We start from the raw sequence: 17,351 nt of genomic DNA on the forward strand, positions 1-17,351 counted from the left end.
TAGTATTAAGCCTTTTCCCTCCATAAAATAAAGGACTAAATCATTATCACTGTAGAAAATTACATTTCTAACTTTTTACCTCTTGTTTCAGGTAATAGGAAAAGAAGTCCTAAGCAAATGATAGACGCTATTAGCCCTGGAATAAAGGATCCAGTGAAAATATATTCTACCCCTTTCGCATTTGTTATAATAATAGGTATTATAATGCTACTCACAATTCCGTTTATTAGGACCCCAATTTGTGCAGTTAAACCAGTTCCAGAATACCTTAAATTTGCCGGAAACATCTCAGCAAACCACACGAAAGTTACTCCTACAGCAATCCATCCACTAAATTCCATTAATTCTGTTGCTATTAAGGCTAAAATTCCATTCGCTGAATTCATTAACAATGTATACGGATAGGAAAAAATTATAGTTAGTACAATTGCTATCAACATAGTCTTTTTCCTTCCTATTTGGTCACTTATTATACCTCCAATTGTTGCCCCTATTAAAGCCCCTGAGAAATACGTTATAGCAATCATTGTAGGTGCAAAAATTCTAGGTGAAAGTCCAAAAGTATTTATTAAATGTATCCTCGAGATGAATGCTTGCGGAATAGGACCTCCAAAAAGTACTCCTATCAAGGATTGAAAGAAATACATAAATGACGCAGTTAATATGGTTAGACCCAACTTTCCCTTTAAAACTTTAAGAGCCGGCATGTGCGCTATATTACCTTTATTAACTATCTGCTTAAATATTGGACTCTCCATCATTCTGAATCTTATTATTGCTCCTATTATGGCTACCACTACACCAGCTAAATATGGAATTCTCCATCCAAATGTAAGGAAAGAAGCTCCATGGTAGTATAGACTTGAAAGCGTAAATGCCAATCCTGCAGCCCCAATACCCAATGATTGAAGTGAACCAAGGAGGGAACCATATCTGCCTATCACTGATGTTTTACCCTGCACCTCTACATGTTCTATAACCCAAACCGATGCTCCACCAAATTCTCCACCGAGAGACATACCTAATAACAATCTAAATACGAACAGTAGGACTAATGCAGTTATACCTATAGAAGAGTATGTTGGAAGAAGTCCCACACCTAATATTGAAATTACTGTGAGCGAAATTGAAAGAGTCAGAGAAGTCAGTCTTCCCCTTGTGTCTCCTAAATGGCCAAAGATGAACGCTCCTACTGGTCTAGTTATATATCCAACTCCAAAAGCTATTATTGAAAGCGTAGTTGCTAAATATGAGGAACTAACTAATGGACCAAAGAATATTATAGGCCATATTATCGCTGCTGCAGTCGCTGATATAAAGAACTCATAAAAATCTATCATATTTCCTAATCCAGCAACTACCGCTATCTTTACTAGATTTTCTCTAGATATGGGACTACTACCTTTCTCCCCGTTAGTCATTTACATCTATTTTAACATTTATGTGACTCAAATTTATAATTGTATTGTGGGCTACTTCAAAATTGTGCCTTCTTGTTGAACTTATAAGCCTTTATGTAAGGAATTTTTAGCCTTAACCTACCAATACGTCAAACTCTTACATAACTTCACGCTGAACTTCTCTCTTATGTAAGCCCCTCTTATCGTCTCTAGCTCTTTTACGCCTATCTCTCTCGTCTACCTTGGTCTTCCTTCTGTTTCTCTATTTCTAGAATAAACAATTCTCTCGTTTCTCCTCACACTCCCTAATCCATCTGTAAAACCCTCATGAGCTTGTAATATTTTAACTATTTCTCTAACTTTCACTCCTTCAAATATCACTCCCCTTACCTTAGCCTCGTTTAACCCCTTAGGCTTCTTCTTTATCACCTTTCTGATCCTTTTCATTAATCCTCTAGCTACACTCATTGGTCTTCTTTTATACTTCTTTTTGTCTAATATATTATAGGAAGATGTTGGATTTGGACTAGTAGATCGCCTAAGTAAACTCATTCCCAATATCTCTCCACTAAAATTTAGTTTGAGATAGTTCCTCCTAATCCCCTTTGCAATTATTATGAGAAAGCCTATATGATTCTAATGTCGTTAAGGGGTTGTTGATCTCTTGGTGAGGAGGAGTTATTGATGATCGTTGAGATACATTTAGTAGAATAATGGAACTGATGAAAATCTTTAAGTTGCGTTAAAATCGTAGAACTGCTATAAATTATTTAGGTAGAACTTGAATTTAACTATTATAGACTCTGCATAGATTTTAGAAAACTACCGATGCTATATTCCAAGTAATTTTCTAGCATTTTTATGAAAAATTTTTTCCAAATTATCCTCATCTAGCTTTAGCTCATATACGCTATCTAATATATCTTTTGTCCATCTTTCACCTTTTTCTGGGCCATATGGGAAATCTGTTGCGAAAACCATATGATCTATACCATAGAAGTCATAAGAAGCTTTCAAGGCTGATATATTTCCATTTAATACGGTATCTACATAAAAATTATTCCTAAAATATTCTAAAGGATGTCTATTTAGTCTTTTAAAAGTCTCTCCACCGTAAACCTCAGGATATGCTATTGCCTCATCATAAAACCCTTCAATCCTCTTACTGAAGAATGGGATCATTGCACCCGCATGATGAATTATGAACTTGAGATTAGGATATTTGTCTAGAATACCGCTAAAAACCAATCTAGCCATAGCTAAACTTGTATCATAAGGCCAACCTAGCATTTGAATTAGTCTATACTCTCTTGCCCAAGGATAAGAATTACCATATGGAGGATTAGTAGGATGAATGAAAATTGGTAAATTCTCCGATGACATAAATTGATAAAAGGAATTCATTTCATCAGCATCTACAGGCTTTCCTATCAAGTTGCTAAGTATCATAATACCCTTAAAACCTAAATCTTTAATACTTCGCTTTACTTCATCCATAAAACCTTCATATATACCAGGCACTATTCCTATTCCTACGAATTTATCTGAATATTTATTAACTATTTCAGCAATTGAATCATTAGCGACTTTAACCAATTTAGGTAAAATATTATTCGGGACTACGTTCCATGTATCTCCAGTAGGGCCTAAAGTTAGCACTTCAATATCAATGCTATATTTCTTCATATATTTTAACCTATATTCCGGGTCAGAGAAGTATATGAAGTTATTACTGACATTAATCTCTATAAGCCTTAGGAAATGCACAACCATAGATTTTACGTACTCATGAATGAATTTTAAAGGTGTAATATGACAAAATATATCTATTTTTTCTTGTTTATCCATGTTCATCATATTTAGTTAACTAGTTAATAAATTTTAAATAGCTTGAAAGAATGCTACCGTCGTGCATTCCATTGTGAGAGATTCGCTGAATATAACTAAATCAATAGTAATGAATTTATATAATGTTTTTCACGGTATTTGTAATGCAATACTTCAATTAGCCTATACATTAGATTTTTATTAAGATTAGGCTGTGTTGCAAATCCGATGAAAAGCAGTATAAAGTGAACATAACTATCCCCCAAGCGTTAACGTAATACCTCATACTCTAATATCATGTAATCCAAGAAACAATCTAAGTTTATTACCATTAATTACCGTAAATACATCAAATAATTTAGAGGGTTTAACCATTAGTAAAGCTAAAAATTATAGTCTTTTTCTTCCCACGGTTACAAAACTCAGGTCTATTAGAGACTAAGCATGTAATGCCTAGTAAGCGAGAAGAGAACATAACTTCTGCCAATAGAGTATGCTCTTGAGTCCATTGAGAAGAAGTTCTACCATCTAATTTTCAAGCACAGTTATACTGGTTATTGGGTCTAGTAAGTTTCATGACGTTCTCGTCGCTCTCAAGGAAGTGAGCAGTACGAAGAAATTTTATAGTTTCTCGTCTGCTATTTATCCTCAACTATTAGAAAGTTAATATGCTAACTACTTAACTTATTCAAATTTTTTTATTAACAGAAGTTATATTCCCTTTTGCACTTATTAAGGAAAAAGACTGTACCTAACTTCCAGAAGAGAATATTATACCTTAACTGCTGTTACTAAGTACCACATTTTAAAGTCCTTAATTTCATAATTATTACATAGATTTCGTACTATCTCAACTACTTTTTCATGATCGAAGAAGTCTGACTTGCTATGAGGAGTTGTAAAGTGTAATGTGTGAGCTTCTGGCGTATAATCAACTATTATCACCATTCCATCATTTTTAGTTACTCTTAACATTTCTTTAATGCCGTTTTCTATCGACGACATGTGATGAAGAAGCATAACAGAAATTGTGTAATCAAAATAATTATCTTCAAATGGTAGATTTTCAGCTAGTCCGTGTTTAAAGTGTATACCTTCGGCTATCTTTTCCCGCTCAAGCTCATCCTTAACTCTTTTTATACTATCCTCATCTGCGTCTATTGACCATATCTCTCTGGGCAACGGTATAAGCTTAGCTAAGAACTTAACATTCCTTCCAAATCCAGTTCCTACGTCTAATACTCTTAGGTTTGTTTTAATGTTTATTTTAGAAGCAATTTCTCTCCTTATACTTTCTCCAAATCCATGAAAATCGGAAATGGATTGATTTTGTGTTTCAACTTTTTTACCTTTATGAATCATATCGAGTTAATCTATATTAAATAAAGTATATAAGTTTTTGTTTTAATGTGCTAATTTAAGATAAGCTGCTCCAGAAGCTTCCTGAACATTATTGTTATACATACTCGAAATTTGAAACGAAAATTTTTTAAAAGTAAATCTTGAGATATTTTTATGTCATATATAGACATAAGAGATCTAGGAAAGAAACGTTCATCTTCAGAAATACCTCCAGATATATTTGATCTATACAAGAAAATTATGGAGCAGAAGAAGAATTCTAGGGTTCTAATTAAATCTAGTGAAATAAAATGGATAGAAAAAGGAAGGCAAGTCGCAAGAAGTGCAAAAGTAATAGACCCTGAGAACGGTTTTACAAATAGCATAGTTAATATAGGTCTAGGAGAGATACCACCTCATGGACATACTGGAAAGCATAAACATACCGAAGCGTACATTTACATAGTCAAAGGTAAAGGTCATAGTATTGTAAATGAAAAAAGATATGATTGGGAAGCAGGAGACTTCCTTTATATTCCTCCAGATACTTATCATCAACATTTTAATGATGGTGACGAATCGGCTGTTTATCTAAGAGTAATTCCAGGTCCGTTAATAGTAAATCTAATGGCAATTTTTGCATCCTTAAATCTAAATGTTGAAGGAATGTTACATCAAGCGGAGACGGCACCAGAATATACTGGACCCAAACCAAAAGTATATTTTGATGAGTTAGAGAAGCAATAAATAGAAAAAATAAATTAAATCAAAAATTTTTATTCTTCTCTTTTCTCTCTCATAAACCCTAACGCCTTAAACACTGGCTCATCAGAATATGAGAATATTATTAAATTGTCATTAGCATCATTTCTAATGCTATACTTTTTCCATGACGGAATGGCTATTATATCAAACGGTTCTACTACATACTTCTGTCCCTCAATTTCAAATGTACCAGAACCCTCAAATACTACGAATATCCTATTCTCAGTTCTCCTTATTGGTTTAAGTTCATCATTACCCTTGATTAGCCTAATTTTTAATGACATTGTGGGAAAAGCTGGAGAGCCATTGGTTGGATTCGTATATTCTAATTCTATACCATAATATGGATCTCCCTTTCCTTTTTCAGCTATTCTGATTAGCGAATTACGTATTAAACTATAAGGGTAGTAGAATAAGGGATTGTCAGATGAAGGTAGATGTGATGGTAATGACTCAAAAGTTGGTTTTACACCTAAATACCTCGCCATCACATCCTCATTACTACTTACTATCTTCTGATACTTGTCAACATTTACATCTCCAAAATCTTGATAGAATACACCTCCTAGCCAGTAAGCTGTTATAACATCCAAACCGTCAAACCATATAGCATAATTATTACCTTCATTATGATGATCATGCCATGTCCAGTTAGGTGTCAATATAACATCGCCAGGCCTCATTGCCAATTTATACCCCTCTACTATAGTATACGCACCTTCTAAGGGTGCTTCTAAAACGAATCTAAATGCGTTTGCAGTATGCCTGTGCGTATAGGCCCTTTCACCGGGTTTAAGCATTTGTATACCTCCCCTTAATGTAGGTAATGTAGCAGCAGATATTGCTGGAAAATATTGTTTTAATCCGGGATTCACAAAATTTATGTTTCGTCTTTCTGCCTCTTCAGGGGGAAGGATCTCAGCTAACTCTAATAATCTCTCCTTAGCCAGCTTATATTTCCATACATAAGGTAAAGCTACATGGGTGGGTTCCTTGGTAAATCTAAAAACCGAAGTAGAATATTTAGGATGTGTGGCTGCAAAAAATGTGGTTAAATTTTCTTTTTCTATTTTGCTGATAAAGTCTTTGATTTTAGATTCCCATTCCTTAGACATATTTAGTCATATTTTCAAACGAAAGTATAGCTAAAAAGTTTATGTATAAAAAGATATTGAGTTTAACGTTAACGGTGTTTGACAAATTATTGACAGCATTTACGAGGATTCCTAAGTAAGTCGTATCTCGGATGCAGAAAGAGAGTAAGGCTAAAAAACTTAATGTTAGCTCTTTAATGTTAAGCTCCGCTCCCGCTAGTTATCATGCTCTAATTAAAATTTTTGAATCTATTATTATAAGTAAATTAATTAATCCGACAGTCGTATTTACATTACTGGACGTTTGTTGAACAAATTGATTAGTGTAGATTGAGGATAGAGGTATATTAGTAAAATTAGATGGTAAAACTTTTGCGTTTATTAGTGCTGATATTGCTAATTTTAGAGCAGTAGCATTAACCAACGCTAAACTTAGATTTGTTGCATAAATTACTTCATGTAAATATTCTTCAGCCTCTGTCTCCGTAAAATTATAATATTTTATCATAAATTGAACAGATGAGTTTGCGTTAGAGTAGTAATCTTGCATAATTTTATATGTAGCTTGTATTACTTTTGCGATAACATCAGAGTGTTGTGATATAAAACTATCGGTAGCTACTATATACTCTGCTGGCCATTCTTGACTAACAACGTAGATCTCCCTAACTTGCCCGCTTTGTACTAGATGCTGAACATCCCATACATTAACGAGTGCGGCATCCGCTTTTCCAGAAAGCACTGATGCTATTTGCGCACCTGGAGAACCAACTGGGATAGCAGTATAGTTATTTCCCCATCCTAAACGACCTACCATTAGTTCTAAAGTTACAGCGTCAAAACTACCCGGTCTACTTTCTGCAAATATTTTTCCTTTTAACTGAGAAATATTATAAAATGGGGAATTGCTTTTTACTATAACTCCTGCAGTATATGGAGAATCATCCCAAACCGCCACAATCTTTATCGGAACACCACTAGCTATAGCAGTGAGAATACTAAATGCATTTACAAATCCTATTTGAGCTTTACCAGTGCTAATTGCTTGAATAACCGCTCCTCCACCAGACGGAAACGCTTCCACATTAGCTTCCGGCAGATATTTTTGGAATAACCCATTTTGGTATGCCCAATATAGAGGAATAGGATCAGAACCGGCTACAGTTATAGCTATATTATACTTAAATCCTGATGTGCTAGTATAGTAATATCCCAATCCTCCTCCTACTGCTACAATAATTATTACTAATGCTATAACTATGGCTAGTGTTCTACTAATACCCCTCCTCATACTAACCATTACTAAATCACCTAAATTAATAAAGAATAAATATAAGGTAATAAATCTTTTGCAAATATATAACCGAAAAATTTATAGATAATTTTTTATTCTAAATATATGTGATCTTATATGCGCTACGATTTAGTAATAATAGGTAGTGGAGCTGCTGGAATGTCTGCAGCGGTAACTGCAGCAGAATATGCTAGATTGAATAACAAGAACATAAGTATAGTCGTGTTAGAGAAAACTGGAGATGAGATATGGGGTGGAAATAGCAGATATACTACCGCAAATATGAGATTTATCGATGAGGAACATTTCGATCCTAATTTAGAAGAAACCTTTGAGAAATTCTCTAAAGGGAAAGCAAACATGGATCATGTAAAGCTGATAATCAATAATGCTGTAGATACCATAAAATGGCTAAAATCCTTGGGAGTACAGTTTGAAAATAGGACTGGTAGGTGGACAGGTTATGGTCTTCCCAGAATAGGCCCGCTTGGTGGTGGTCTTGCTGTAATTTCAGCGCTTAGGAAGCATGCTGAAAGCATGGGAGTTCAAATACTGTTTAATACTACAGCTTGGAAATTATCATTAGATGATGAGGGAAGGATTAATGGTGTCTGGGTTAGAGATGAGAGAGGAAGAAGTTTCAAGATTGAGGCTAAAGCTATAGTGTTGGCATGTGGAGGATTTGAGGGAAATTATGAGATGCTACAGAGATATATAGGTAGAGATGCAATTAACCTAGTTATGGACAATCCAGCTACACCAATACATCAAGGAGAGTGCATAAATATGGCATTAGAAGTGGGTGCTAAAACTTCTGGAGATTTTGGAAACTGGCATGGTTCAGTACAAGATATTAGAAGTAAGGCATATAGACCTAGAGTAGATCTATATTTCTTTGGAATCTTAGTTAATAAGGATGGAAAGAGATTTATGGATGAAAGTGGTGTTGGCGATATACATGATTCTTTTGAAGTTGTTGGGAGAAGAATATTCGAACAACGGGATCATATGGCGTTCATAATTCTGGATAATAAAGTAACTTCTATTCCTAACTATAAATCCTTGATTAATACTGACTTACCTCCGATAACTGCTAACAGCTTGGAAGAATTAGGTGAAACGCTAAGTCGTGAGTGGGGTTTAAATAAGGATAATTTCCTGAGGACCGTTAAAGAATATAATAACGCAGTCCAACCTGGAAGATTTGATCCTAATATTCTGGACGGTAAGTGCACTAAGGGAATAGAACCACCTAAATCTAATTGGGCTTTAACAATCGATGAACCTCCGTTTATGGCTTATCCAGTAACTGCTACGGTACAATTTACTTTTGGAGGACTAGCTACTGACACTAACGCTAGAGTCTTAGATACCAATGATAAGCCCATCTTGGGATTATATGCAGCCGGAGAAATAGTTGGCTTATACTATTATAGATATCCGGGGGCAACATCATTTTTAAGAGCATTGATATTTGGAAGAGTCGCAGGGATAAATGCAGTGGATTACGTTACAGAAGAAAAAAGTTCGTAATTTTTCTTTTTCTCTTAATTTAGACTCAAATAAGTAAAAACTATGAATAAGTATTTACGTATCTTGAGTTTCTTTAGCGAAAATTTCTCTGGGATTGAGCTGTTTATCAATAATTCCCTGTTCATAACAATATCTTATAAACGTTTCTATTGTTTTATAATTCTTTGACACGCCATATGGCCAGAAATCATCTCCAGAAATGCTCCTCATTATCTCAAAATCGTTTTGAATCCATGGTGCAAACATATAGGCTACACCAAATTGTGAGACGTTGTATATTTCATTAAACGCTATATTCTTAGACTCCTCAAATGCTTTGTACAAATTATATGCCACCCAAGGATACTCTTCATAAATATCTCTTCTAATAACGATGACGTGCATTATGGGATATATTCTGGTCTTTCTGTAAAATTCTATTTCGACTTCCCTATAGTTTTCAAAGAGCCTCTTAACGTTAGAACCTTTAAGAAAACTTGAAGGCGCTTGCGCACTATAAACTGCATCAATTTCGCCTCTATCTAACATCTCTGATAAGGTTTTACCTTGTGATATTCTCTCAACCTTTATTCCCTGTTTAACTCTTAACATATCTGTCTCTGCCATCCTTCTAGATACTTCCCTATTCTCTAAAGGACCAACATAATAAGTCACAGAGTCATATGGTACTTCATAAAATTCGTTTAGGATACCCTTAATCCATACCGAAGCTGTCTGCCTCCATTCAGGTACTCCAATTCTTTTTCCCTTTAAATCTTTAGGATCATTAATATCACTATTCTTATTTACATAAATTGACCTATGTCTAAACATTTTAGAAGGGAATACGGGTATTGCAACAAATGGAGGATTAGGAGAGTTTAAAGACTCTAGATATCCTCCAAATGACATCTCAGATACTTCAAACTCTCTATTCTTTATCATTCTTGAGAAAGTTTCTTGAACCCACAAGGGTAAATAATTTAACTCTACACCCTCTGGTTTTACTTTGCCAAGCAATAGTGGTAGCGTTCTATCATATATGTAACACGCTAAAGTTAACTTTACCTTTGACATTGCAAGTATAGTAAGTTATCTTAACCATAATAAATCTTTCGTTAAGATAATATAGCGATCATATAATAGTATAGTCTTTTTTCTTTCCACAGTCGCAAACTCAGGTTTATTAGAGACAAAGCATGTAATGCCTAGTAAGTGCAAAGTGAAAATATAATTTTTGCCAATATAAAATATAGAATAATTTTTGAATGAGTCCAATAGTTAATAGATTAAACTTTCTAATAGTTAAGGACAAACAATAAATGAGAAATGATAAAAATTTTTTCGTACTGCTCACTTCCTTGAGAGCGACGAGAACGTCATGAAACTTACTAACCCAATAACCAGAATAACTGTACTTGAAAATTAGATGGTAAAACTCCTCTTCAATAGACTCAAGAGCATATTTCAAGTTGTAATAGGTGTTTACCAACGCTTCAACTCCTTCTAAACACAATAGCTGGAGAATAGAGAGGCAAGAAAAGCAATGCCCAGTTAAGAAGCAACATAGAAAACATGAGCAATCTCGTAAAACTAACATTATTATACAGATAACATTACCAGAATTCTTAGCCTAAGGAAAAACCAGCAATAACCTTGAAATTAACACTGGAATAAGCTGCCATGAAACAAGGAATTTTTCATAATAGCTGAAAGGAGTAAAAGGACTAGTTTCAACTTAAGATGTTGAAGATGAGCGAGTTAAATGTAAGCAACGAGATATATTTTGTATTCATAAATGCCCATATTCCCTTCACACTTGCTAAGAAAAAGACTATAAATGGAGTTAGTTGTGAGTTAAGCTTTTTATTCTTATATAAGTATAATAAAATATGATGAGTGGAGATAGTGAGGTTATAATTAAGGTGAAAGGCGTTAACAAATATTTTTCTACTTCATCCGGTATACTTGAAGTTTTAAAAAACGTTAATCTAGAAGTGAGAAGAAAAAGTTTTTTGACATTTATAGGACCCAGCGGATGCGGTAAATCAACTCTCTTATCCATGATTGGAGGACTCGTAAGACCTTCAGATGGAGAAATCTATATAGAGAATATAAAGGCAGAAGGACCCAGACCTGATAAAATTGCAATGGTTTTTCAAGATCCAGCATTACTACCTTGGAGAACTGTAATGGGAAATGTAGAATTTGGTTTAGAGATCAGAGGTATACCCAAAAAGGAAAGGAGGGATATAGCTCAAAAGTATATAGATTTAGTAGGTTTATCTAAATTTGAAGACTACTTTCCTACTCAACTATCTGGAGGAATGAGACAGAGAGTAGCCATAGCTAGAGCTTTGGCTGTTGAGCCAGAAATACTATTAATGGATGAGCCTTTCGCCAATTTAGATGAACAAAGCCGTCTCTTACTAGGTATAGATTTAGTTAGAATATGGCAAAGGACTGGTAAAACTATTGTTTTTGTCACCCACAGTATACAAGAAGCTGCACTTCTATCGACTGAAATTGCGTTATTTACTCGTAGACCTGGCACAATAAAAGAGGTAGTTAAAATAGATACGGGACACCCAAGATCTATAGAAGATGATAACGTAGTTAAACTCAGAAAGTATGTCTGGGATAAATTAAGAGAGGAAATTATTAGTAGGTGATTTAATGAAGTTTAGAGAATTATTATATAGAATATTGGTATTGATTATAATATTGGTCTTATGGCAATTATTACCTACTTTTGAGCTAATTAGTCCATATGTTCTGTCCCCCTTTACATCAGTCATAGAAACCTTTCCGCAGTTATTTAACACACATGGTCTAATACCGGGTGGAATGATACCACAGTTATTAACTACCTTAACTGAACTAGGTGCCGCCTTTGGATTAAGCGTAGGTATAGGCTTAACCTTAGGTTTACTCTTAAGTTATTTCAAATTAGTTGGTAATGCATACGAGCCATTAATTTACTTAATATACGCAATTCCTGGATCAATTTACTACCCAGTGTTGTTTTTAACTTTAGGATTAGGAGTTCAATCTAAAATCGCTCTAGGCTTCTTGTTTGGGGTATTCCCTTTGATTATAAATGTACTTTCGGGATCGAAAAAGCTTAACCAATTATTCGTTCGTTTAGCTAAATCTATGGGTGCTAACGGTACTCAGATATTTATTAAAATAATGATTCCTGCTTTAGCTCCATACATAATGAGTGGATTAAGACTATCTCTAGTGTTCTCCTTCATAGGTGTAATATTGGGTGAAGTCATCGCTTCTAAGGATGGTTTAGGATTTGCAATAAGTGTAGCTAATTACAATTTTGAAACACCATTAATGTATGATTATATTATAATCGTGATATTACTCGCAGCATTGTTTTTAGGTATTATTCTTTTAATAGAGAGAAAGGTGTTCAAATATGGATGAGAGAAGGAAAAGAACATTATATACTACTATAATACAAATAGTTAGTGTGATTACTTTCTTTTTAATATGGCAATATCTTGTACAATCTGGTATAGTTTCAACACTATTCCTAGCTCCACCTTCATCAGTAATAGTTAATGCTCCTAAAGTACTAAGAGACCCTTTCGTATATAATAGAATCCTTTATACAATTTGGATAACCATCGCATCCTTCATTTTTACAATAGTAATTGGTACATTAATAGGACTACTTTTAGGGTTATTTACATATCTAAGGTCTACATTTGAACCCTATATGTTGATACTATATTCTATTCCAAAGGCGATATTCATACCAATATTCTGGACTCTTTTTGGACTCGGTTTTTCATATCAATTCTGGTTTGCCTCGTTTGGGGGAATTATTCCTATGATAATTAATGTAATGTATGGAGTTAAAGATATTGATACACAACTTATAAATTTGGCCAAATCGTATGGAGCCAAATCTTACCAAATATACTATAAAATAATAATACCGTCTATACTGCCTAGTGTATTAGGAGGTGCTAGAATATCTTTAAGAAGTGTTCTAGCAGATGTTATTGCAGCCGAGGAATTTGTGGGAACTACTGGCGTTGGGTATCTGGCTCAATATTATGCAACTAACTTCTTAACTGTTGAATTATACACTGTTGTTGTTGTAGTGGCGTTGATAGGAATGGCTTTGTATTACATAATATCCCGAATAGAAAAAAGAGTATTAGCATGGAATATAACTACAACGTAATTTTTATTCGTATAAAATCTATTCCTTGAACTTTTCTTTTCTATATAATCCAAAAGCATCAAATATAGGTTTATCTGAGTAGGAGAAAAGTATCGCGGCTTTATCATCATCATTAATTATTCTATATTTCGTCCAAGATGGTATTACTAGAGGATCACGCGTTTTTAGATTGATTCTTAAACTACCCATATTGGATTCAATTATGTCGAAAGTTACATAACCTTCAACTGGGATAAATATCGTGTTCTCAGTACTTCTTATTGGTTTTAGTTCAGTTTTAGATCTTATTAACCTCATCTTAATATCAATGGTTGGTAAAGCAGGACCTCCATTAATTGGATTTGTATATTCCACTACAATTCCCTCGTATTCATCTATCTTGTTGTGTTCATTTAATTCAGTTAATGCCCGCTTAGTTCGTGAAAATGGATACTTAATTAAAGGATTATATGATTGAGTACTTATAGTTAATGGCTTAAGGTTATTTCCTAGAGTATCTAAAATAACATCTCCTTCCTCATTAGTTTGAAACTTCTCCTCACTTTTTGAATAAAATATTGCACCTAAATATAATAAAAATGGGCTATCTAGACCAGAGAACCATATTAAATCACTCTTACCGTCATTATGATGTTCATGTAACGTCCAATTAGATTGTACTAGTACATCCCCAACTTCTAAATTCATTTTATAGCCGTCATAAATGATATAGGCACCATCATTAGGGGCTTCGAGAATTAACCTTAAGTTAGTTGGCGTATGCCTATGTGCAGGAGCGTATTCACCGGCCTTAATTAATTGAATACCACCAGTTAGTGTAGGTGCTATGGCTAAAGTATCATAAGGTTTCATTTCTCTAAGCCCAGGGTTAACTAGGTGTATTACTCTTCTCTCAGACTCTTTAGGTGATATGTATTCGGCGATTTTGTAAAGAAACTTTCTAGCTATCTCATAGTCCCACTTATACGGTATCGCTAAGGGTTCTGGGTAATTAGTAAATATTGACCTTTTACCTTGTCTCTTAGCCTCTTCTGGGAATAGACCGACATATATACTATACTTAGCCATCTCATCTAAAATAACTCTTAACTCTTCACTAACGCTAGACATGTTTTATCCAGTAAAAATCTCACTTTCGCTTAATATAAGCTTTACTTTGTAGTTGGGAATTTTCCACAGATAGTCTGAAAATAAGATTACATGCATAATACAGTAGGGATTCATAACGTATTCAGTAGTAAAGCTCTTATATAAGATTATATTAATCTTAAGTTATGAGAAAATATATCCCCATTAAATTAGTAATTTTCTATATTCTTGAGGGAATAATTACTGGAATGTTGTTTTATTGGTTATTCCTCTTATCTCGTGGAGTTGGAAATTTAACAGTTAAGATTGAAGAATCTAATGTAACAACTACGTTCTTTGCATTAGGTATTCTAGCTTACTTGTTTGGACTAAGACATGCTTTAGATGCGGATCATCTGGCTGCTATTGATAATTCAACTAGAAAATTAGTTCAAGAAAAGAAACCATCGCACTTTACTGGTCTTTTCTTCTCTTTAGGACACTCCAGTGTAGTTATATTATTAGCTCTTACCTTAATAATTGCCACAAGATATATTACATCTAATATCCCCTCACTCGAAAAGATTGGAGACATAATAGGAACGTTAATTAGTGGTGGCTTCTTATATATTATAGGACTACTTAATTTCTTATCTTTATTAGAGATTTATAACCTATATGCAAGAACTACAAGAGAAAAAACAATAGACGAGAAAAAACTGGAGGAAGTATTATTAAGTAGGGGATTTATGAATAAATATTTTGGAAAGTTATTTGCAATTATTAACAGCCAATATTATATGTATCCTATAGGATTTTTATTCGGTTTAGGTTTCGATACCGCATCAGAGACAGCTTTATTGGCTATCTCGGCAGCGGCTGCAGGAGTATTTCTTAAAGTACCATTATGGAGTTTGCTAGTATTTCCTTTTCTATTCACTTCTGGAATGACCTTAATTGATACTACAGACGGGTTCTTCATGAATGGAGCATATAGTTGGGCATTTTTAGGAAATCCGCTAAAGAAAATATGGTACAACCTAACAATGACAACGATTTCCATACTTATAGCCTATTTAGTAGGAACCCTAGAATTACTCGGATTGATTCAATCTCAATTTAATCTAAGCGGGATATTTTGGCAATGGATTAGTACAATAAATGGAGGAGTTTGGTGGGGAAACATTGGTATTATAATAATCTTCACATTTGCTTTAACTTGGTTAATCTCATACACTGCATATAGATTTAAGATAAAAAAATATATGAAAGATAGTAGATAATGTATATCCTATGCTCCATTTTACTATACTGAGATAGATTACCCATTGTATTGCTTTATCCATTCTGCAGGGTCCTTCGCATAATCTTCATATTTTCCAGGAACGTTAATTCCAGGGATTTTTGGTATCCAATCTTCTTTTAGCAATTCTTCTGGATCTCCATATTTCTTAGCTAATTCTCTTACCTCAGGGTCATCAAGCACAGTTAGATGACCATTATCAATAACTCTTATCTCTTGACCAGTTATAGTTTTAATCTCATAGGTTGGGAATAATAAATGAATATGTAAGTGACCAAATGGGATACCATGGGCAGCTGCCCATCTTTCACTCTCACCTCTCCATCTTGTTCCAAAACCTACATGTATGACACCAGATCTACTCCTCTCAACTTCATTAGTTCCACTTAACATTAGCACATTGCTAGGTCTTCTAACTTTAGGATTAGTTCCTATTGCCATCTCCCATAACCAGAACAGTCCCTTATCTGGAAACTCTGGATATTTAACACTGAGAGTCTCCTCATGTAACTTCTTCCAGGCCTCACCATAAGGCCCTCCTCCTTCAATTTTCTCAATTCTTCCATTCTCTACGTAAATCCTTATTTGAGGAAAAGGTCTAGTCAGATGAGATGTAGTACCAGCAATCACGCCAACAGCATCCTCTTCTGAAATTATTGGGGGAGTGGGATGACCAAATAAGTGACCTAAAGCTGGTCTTGGTCCAAATCCTCCTCTCTCATCTAGCGTTCTATTATAATATTTCTCATGAAGAGTAAATTCTAGTTCTGTACCCTCTGGATCAGTTAACCTAACCTTTCCTCCTTTGCCTAAATCATATATCATTTTCCAAGTTTTTACATTAATTAAATAATTAAGTTTAGCAGGAAAGATGGTGGATCTTGAAAGAAATGCGTCTTTACTTTGCCATGGAAATGCCTCAAAATTGTAGGGAAGTATCTCTCCTTTAGCATTAGTCTTAGGTATGGGTCCTCCTCGTCCATGGATAAGTAAATCATAGCCATTATCCTTCGCATAGTTTAAAATTTTCTCTTGATAATCATACCACCTAGGTTTAATCCACCAAGGCTCTGTTCTAATAATTCTCTCTATTTCGTCATAGTAAGTAAGTTCCCTATCCTCACCATCATCGAGTATTATAATATCAACAACGCTTGCACCTTTCTTTTTTAACGCCTTAACTAAAGCATTTATGATTTCTCTATCATGTAAGTTACTAGCAGCAATTAAAACCTTTGATCCTGGTTTAACATCACCATATCTTACAAAACCAGTTTGATTTCTACTTGCGTAGTCTTTAAATTGCTGAGGTATACTCACAAGGTATTCGGCAACTCCATCTAGCGTTGGATTTACACTTATTATCTTTCTTAATTCTAGTATTTTAGGATCTTCTTCAAGATCTTCTGCCGTTCCTCCATCTGGATACATTATACCTATTTCTTCATCTTTTTCACACATATTTTCATCACTCCTTTTATTAGTTATAGTAGGTTAAAAACTTTTATTGAGTTAATATATTGACAAAAGATTTATTACC

The 17,351-nt window shown here is 34.2% G+C and carries 16 protein-coding genes; 7 read left to right on the plus strand and 9 right to left on the minus strand.

The window, feature by feature from the left end; translation table 11 throughout:
• Window positions 1–59: 59 nt before the first annotated feature.
• The 4 genes from J5U23_RS08825 to J5U23_RS08840 all read right to left on the minus strand — a co-directional run bounded on the left by J5U23_RS08825 (window position 60) and on the right by J5U23_RS08840 (window position 4,589).
• Complete coding sequence (locus tag J5U23_RS08825) at window positions 60–1,421, minus strand: MFS transporter (protein WP_218265925.1); 1,362 nt, start codon at window positions 1,419–1,421, stop codon at window positions 60–62.
• Between the two features lie 216 nt (window positions 1,422–1,637).
• On the minus strand, window positions 1,638–1,952 hold the full coding sequence (locus tag J5U23_RS08830; RefSeq protein WP_218265926.1) for a hypothetical protein: 315 nt from the start codon (window positions 1,950–1,952) through the stop codon (window positions 1,638–1,640).
• A gap of 279 nt (window positions 1,953–2,231) precedes the next feature.
• Window positions 2,232–3,248: an amidohydrolase family protein gene (locus J5U23_RS08835; RefSeq protein WP_218265927.1), complete on the minus strand. Its 1,017-nt coding sequence runs from the start codon at window positions 3,246–3,248 to the stop codon at window positions 2,232–2,234.
• Between the two features lie 750 nt (window positions 3,249–3,998).
• Window positions 3,999–4,589, minus strand: coding sequence for a class I SAM-dependent methyltransferase (locus J5U23_RS08840; RefSeq protein ID WP_218265928.1), 591 nt, complete (start codon window positions 4,587–4,589; stop codon window positions 3,999–4,001).
• A 153-nt stretch (window positions 4,590–4,742) separates the two neighbouring features.
• Between J5U23_RS08840 and J5U23_RS08845 the strand changes: the two genes are divergently transcribed.
• The gene (locus J5U23_RS08845; RefSeq protein ID WP_218265929.1) at window positions 4,743–5,315 is read left to right on the plus strand and encodes a cupin domain-containing protein; all 573 of its coding nucleotides are present in this window, start codon (window positions 4,743–4,745) and stop codon (window positions 5,313–5,315) included.
• A gap of 29 nt (window positions 5,316–5,344) precedes the next feature.
• Here J5U23_RS08845 and J5U23_RS08850 read toward each other — a convergent pair whose 3' ends face one another.
• Entirely contained in the window at window positions 5,345–6,448 is a 1,104-nt protein-coding gene (locus J5U23_RS08850; RefSeq protein ID WP_218265930.1) for a cupin domain-containing protein, read from the minus strand.
• 202 nt (window positions 6,449–6,650) lie between these two features.
• Window positions 6,651–7,727 (minus strand): ABC transporter substrate-binding protein, encoded by a 1,077-nt coding sequence (locus J5U23_RS08855; protein ID WP_218265931.1) that lies wholly within the window; start codon window positions 7,725–7,727, stop codon window positions 6,651–6,653.
• A 111-nt stretch (window positions 7,728–7,838) separates the two neighbouring features.
• On the opposite strand from J5U23_RS08855, the gene J5U23_RS08860 reads away from it, so the two are divergent.
• A complete protein-coding gene (locus J5U23_RS08860) occupies window positions 7,839–9,254 on the plus strand; it encodes an FAD-binding protein (RefSeq protein WP_218265932.1) in 1,416 nt (471 codons plus the stop codon).
• A 54-nt stretch (window positions 9,255–9,308) separates the two neighbouring features.
• Here J5U23_RS08860 and J5U23_RS08865 read toward each other — a convergent pair whose 3' ends face one another.
• Window positions 9,309–10,310, minus strand: coding sequence for a type 2 periplasmic-binding domain-containing protein (locus J5U23_RS08865; protein ID WP_218265933.1), 1,002 nt, complete (start codon window positions 10,308–10,310; stop codon window positions 9,309–9,311).
• 404 nt (window positions 10,311–10,714) lie between these two features.
• Between J5U23_RS08865 and J5U23_RS08870 the strand changes: the two genes are divergently transcribed.
• The 4 genes from J5U23_RS08870 (at window position 10,715) to J5U23_RS08885 (ending at window position 13,440) form a co-directional block, all read left to right on the plus strand.
• On the plus strand, window positions 10,715–10,870 hold the full coding sequence (locus J5U23_RS08870) for a hypothetical protein (protein WP_218265934.1): 156 nt from the start codon (window positions 10,715–10,717) through the stop codon (window positions 10,868–10,870).
• A gap of 255 nt (window positions 10,871–11,125) precedes the next feature.
• Window positions 11,126–11,905, plus strand: a complete 780-nt coding sequence (locus J5U23_RS08875) for an ABC transporter ATP-binding protein (protein ID WP_218265935.1) — start codon at window positions 11,126–11,128, stop codon at window positions 11,903–11,905.
• A 4-nt stretch (window positions 11,906–11,909) separates the two neighbouring features.
• On the plus strand, window positions 11,910–12,671 hold the full coding sequence (locus J5U23_RS08880; protein ID WP_218265936.1) for an ABC transporter permease: 762 nt from the start codon (window positions 11,910–11,912) through the stop codon (window positions 12,669–12,671).
• The gene (locus tag J5U23_RS08885) at window positions 12,664–13,440 is read left to right on the plus strand and encodes an ABC transporter permease (protein WP_218265937.1); all 777 of its coding nucleotides are present in this window, start codon (window positions 12,664–12,666) and stop codon (window positions 13,438–13,440) included. Before J5U23_RS08880 ends, J5U23_RS08885 begins: the two co-directional genes overlap by 8 nt.
• An 18-nt stretch (window positions 13,441–13,458) precedes the next feature.
• Here J5U23_RS08885 and J5U23_RS08890 read toward each other — a convergent pair whose 3' ends face one another.
• A complete protein-coding gene (locus tag J5U23_RS08890) occupies window positions 13,459–14,550 on the minus strand; it encodes a cupin domain-containing protein (RefSeq protein ID WP_218265938.1) in 1,092 nt (363 codons plus the stop codon).
• Window positions 14,551–14,714: 164 nt separating this feature from the next.
• On the opposite strand from J5U23_RS08890, the gene J5U23_RS08895 reads away from it, so the two are divergent.
• Window positions 14,715–15,791, plus strand: coding sequence for a HoxN/HupN/NixA family nickel/cobalt transporter (locus J5U23_RS08895; protein WP_218265939.1), 1,077 nt, complete (start codon window positions 14,715–14,717; stop codon window positions 15,789–15,791).
• A gap of 38 nt (window positions 15,792–15,829) precedes the next feature.
• Here J5U23_RS08895 and J5U23_RS08900 read toward each other — a convergent pair whose 3' ends face one another.
• The gene (locus tag J5U23_RS08900) at window positions 15,830–17,272 is read right to left on the minus strand and encodes a M29 family metallopeptidase (protein ID WP_218265940.1); all 1,443 of its coding nucleotides are present in this window, start codon (window positions 17,270–17,272) and stop codon (window positions 15,830–15,832) included.
• Between the last annotated feature and the right edge of the window lie 79 nt (window positions 17,273–17,351).

The organism is Saccharolobus shibatae B12 (assembly GCF_019175345.1).
In the GTDB taxonomy this organism is placed as follows: Archaea; Thermoproteota; Thermoprotei_A; order Sulfolobales; family Sulfolobaceae; genus Saccharolobus; species Saccharolobus shibatae.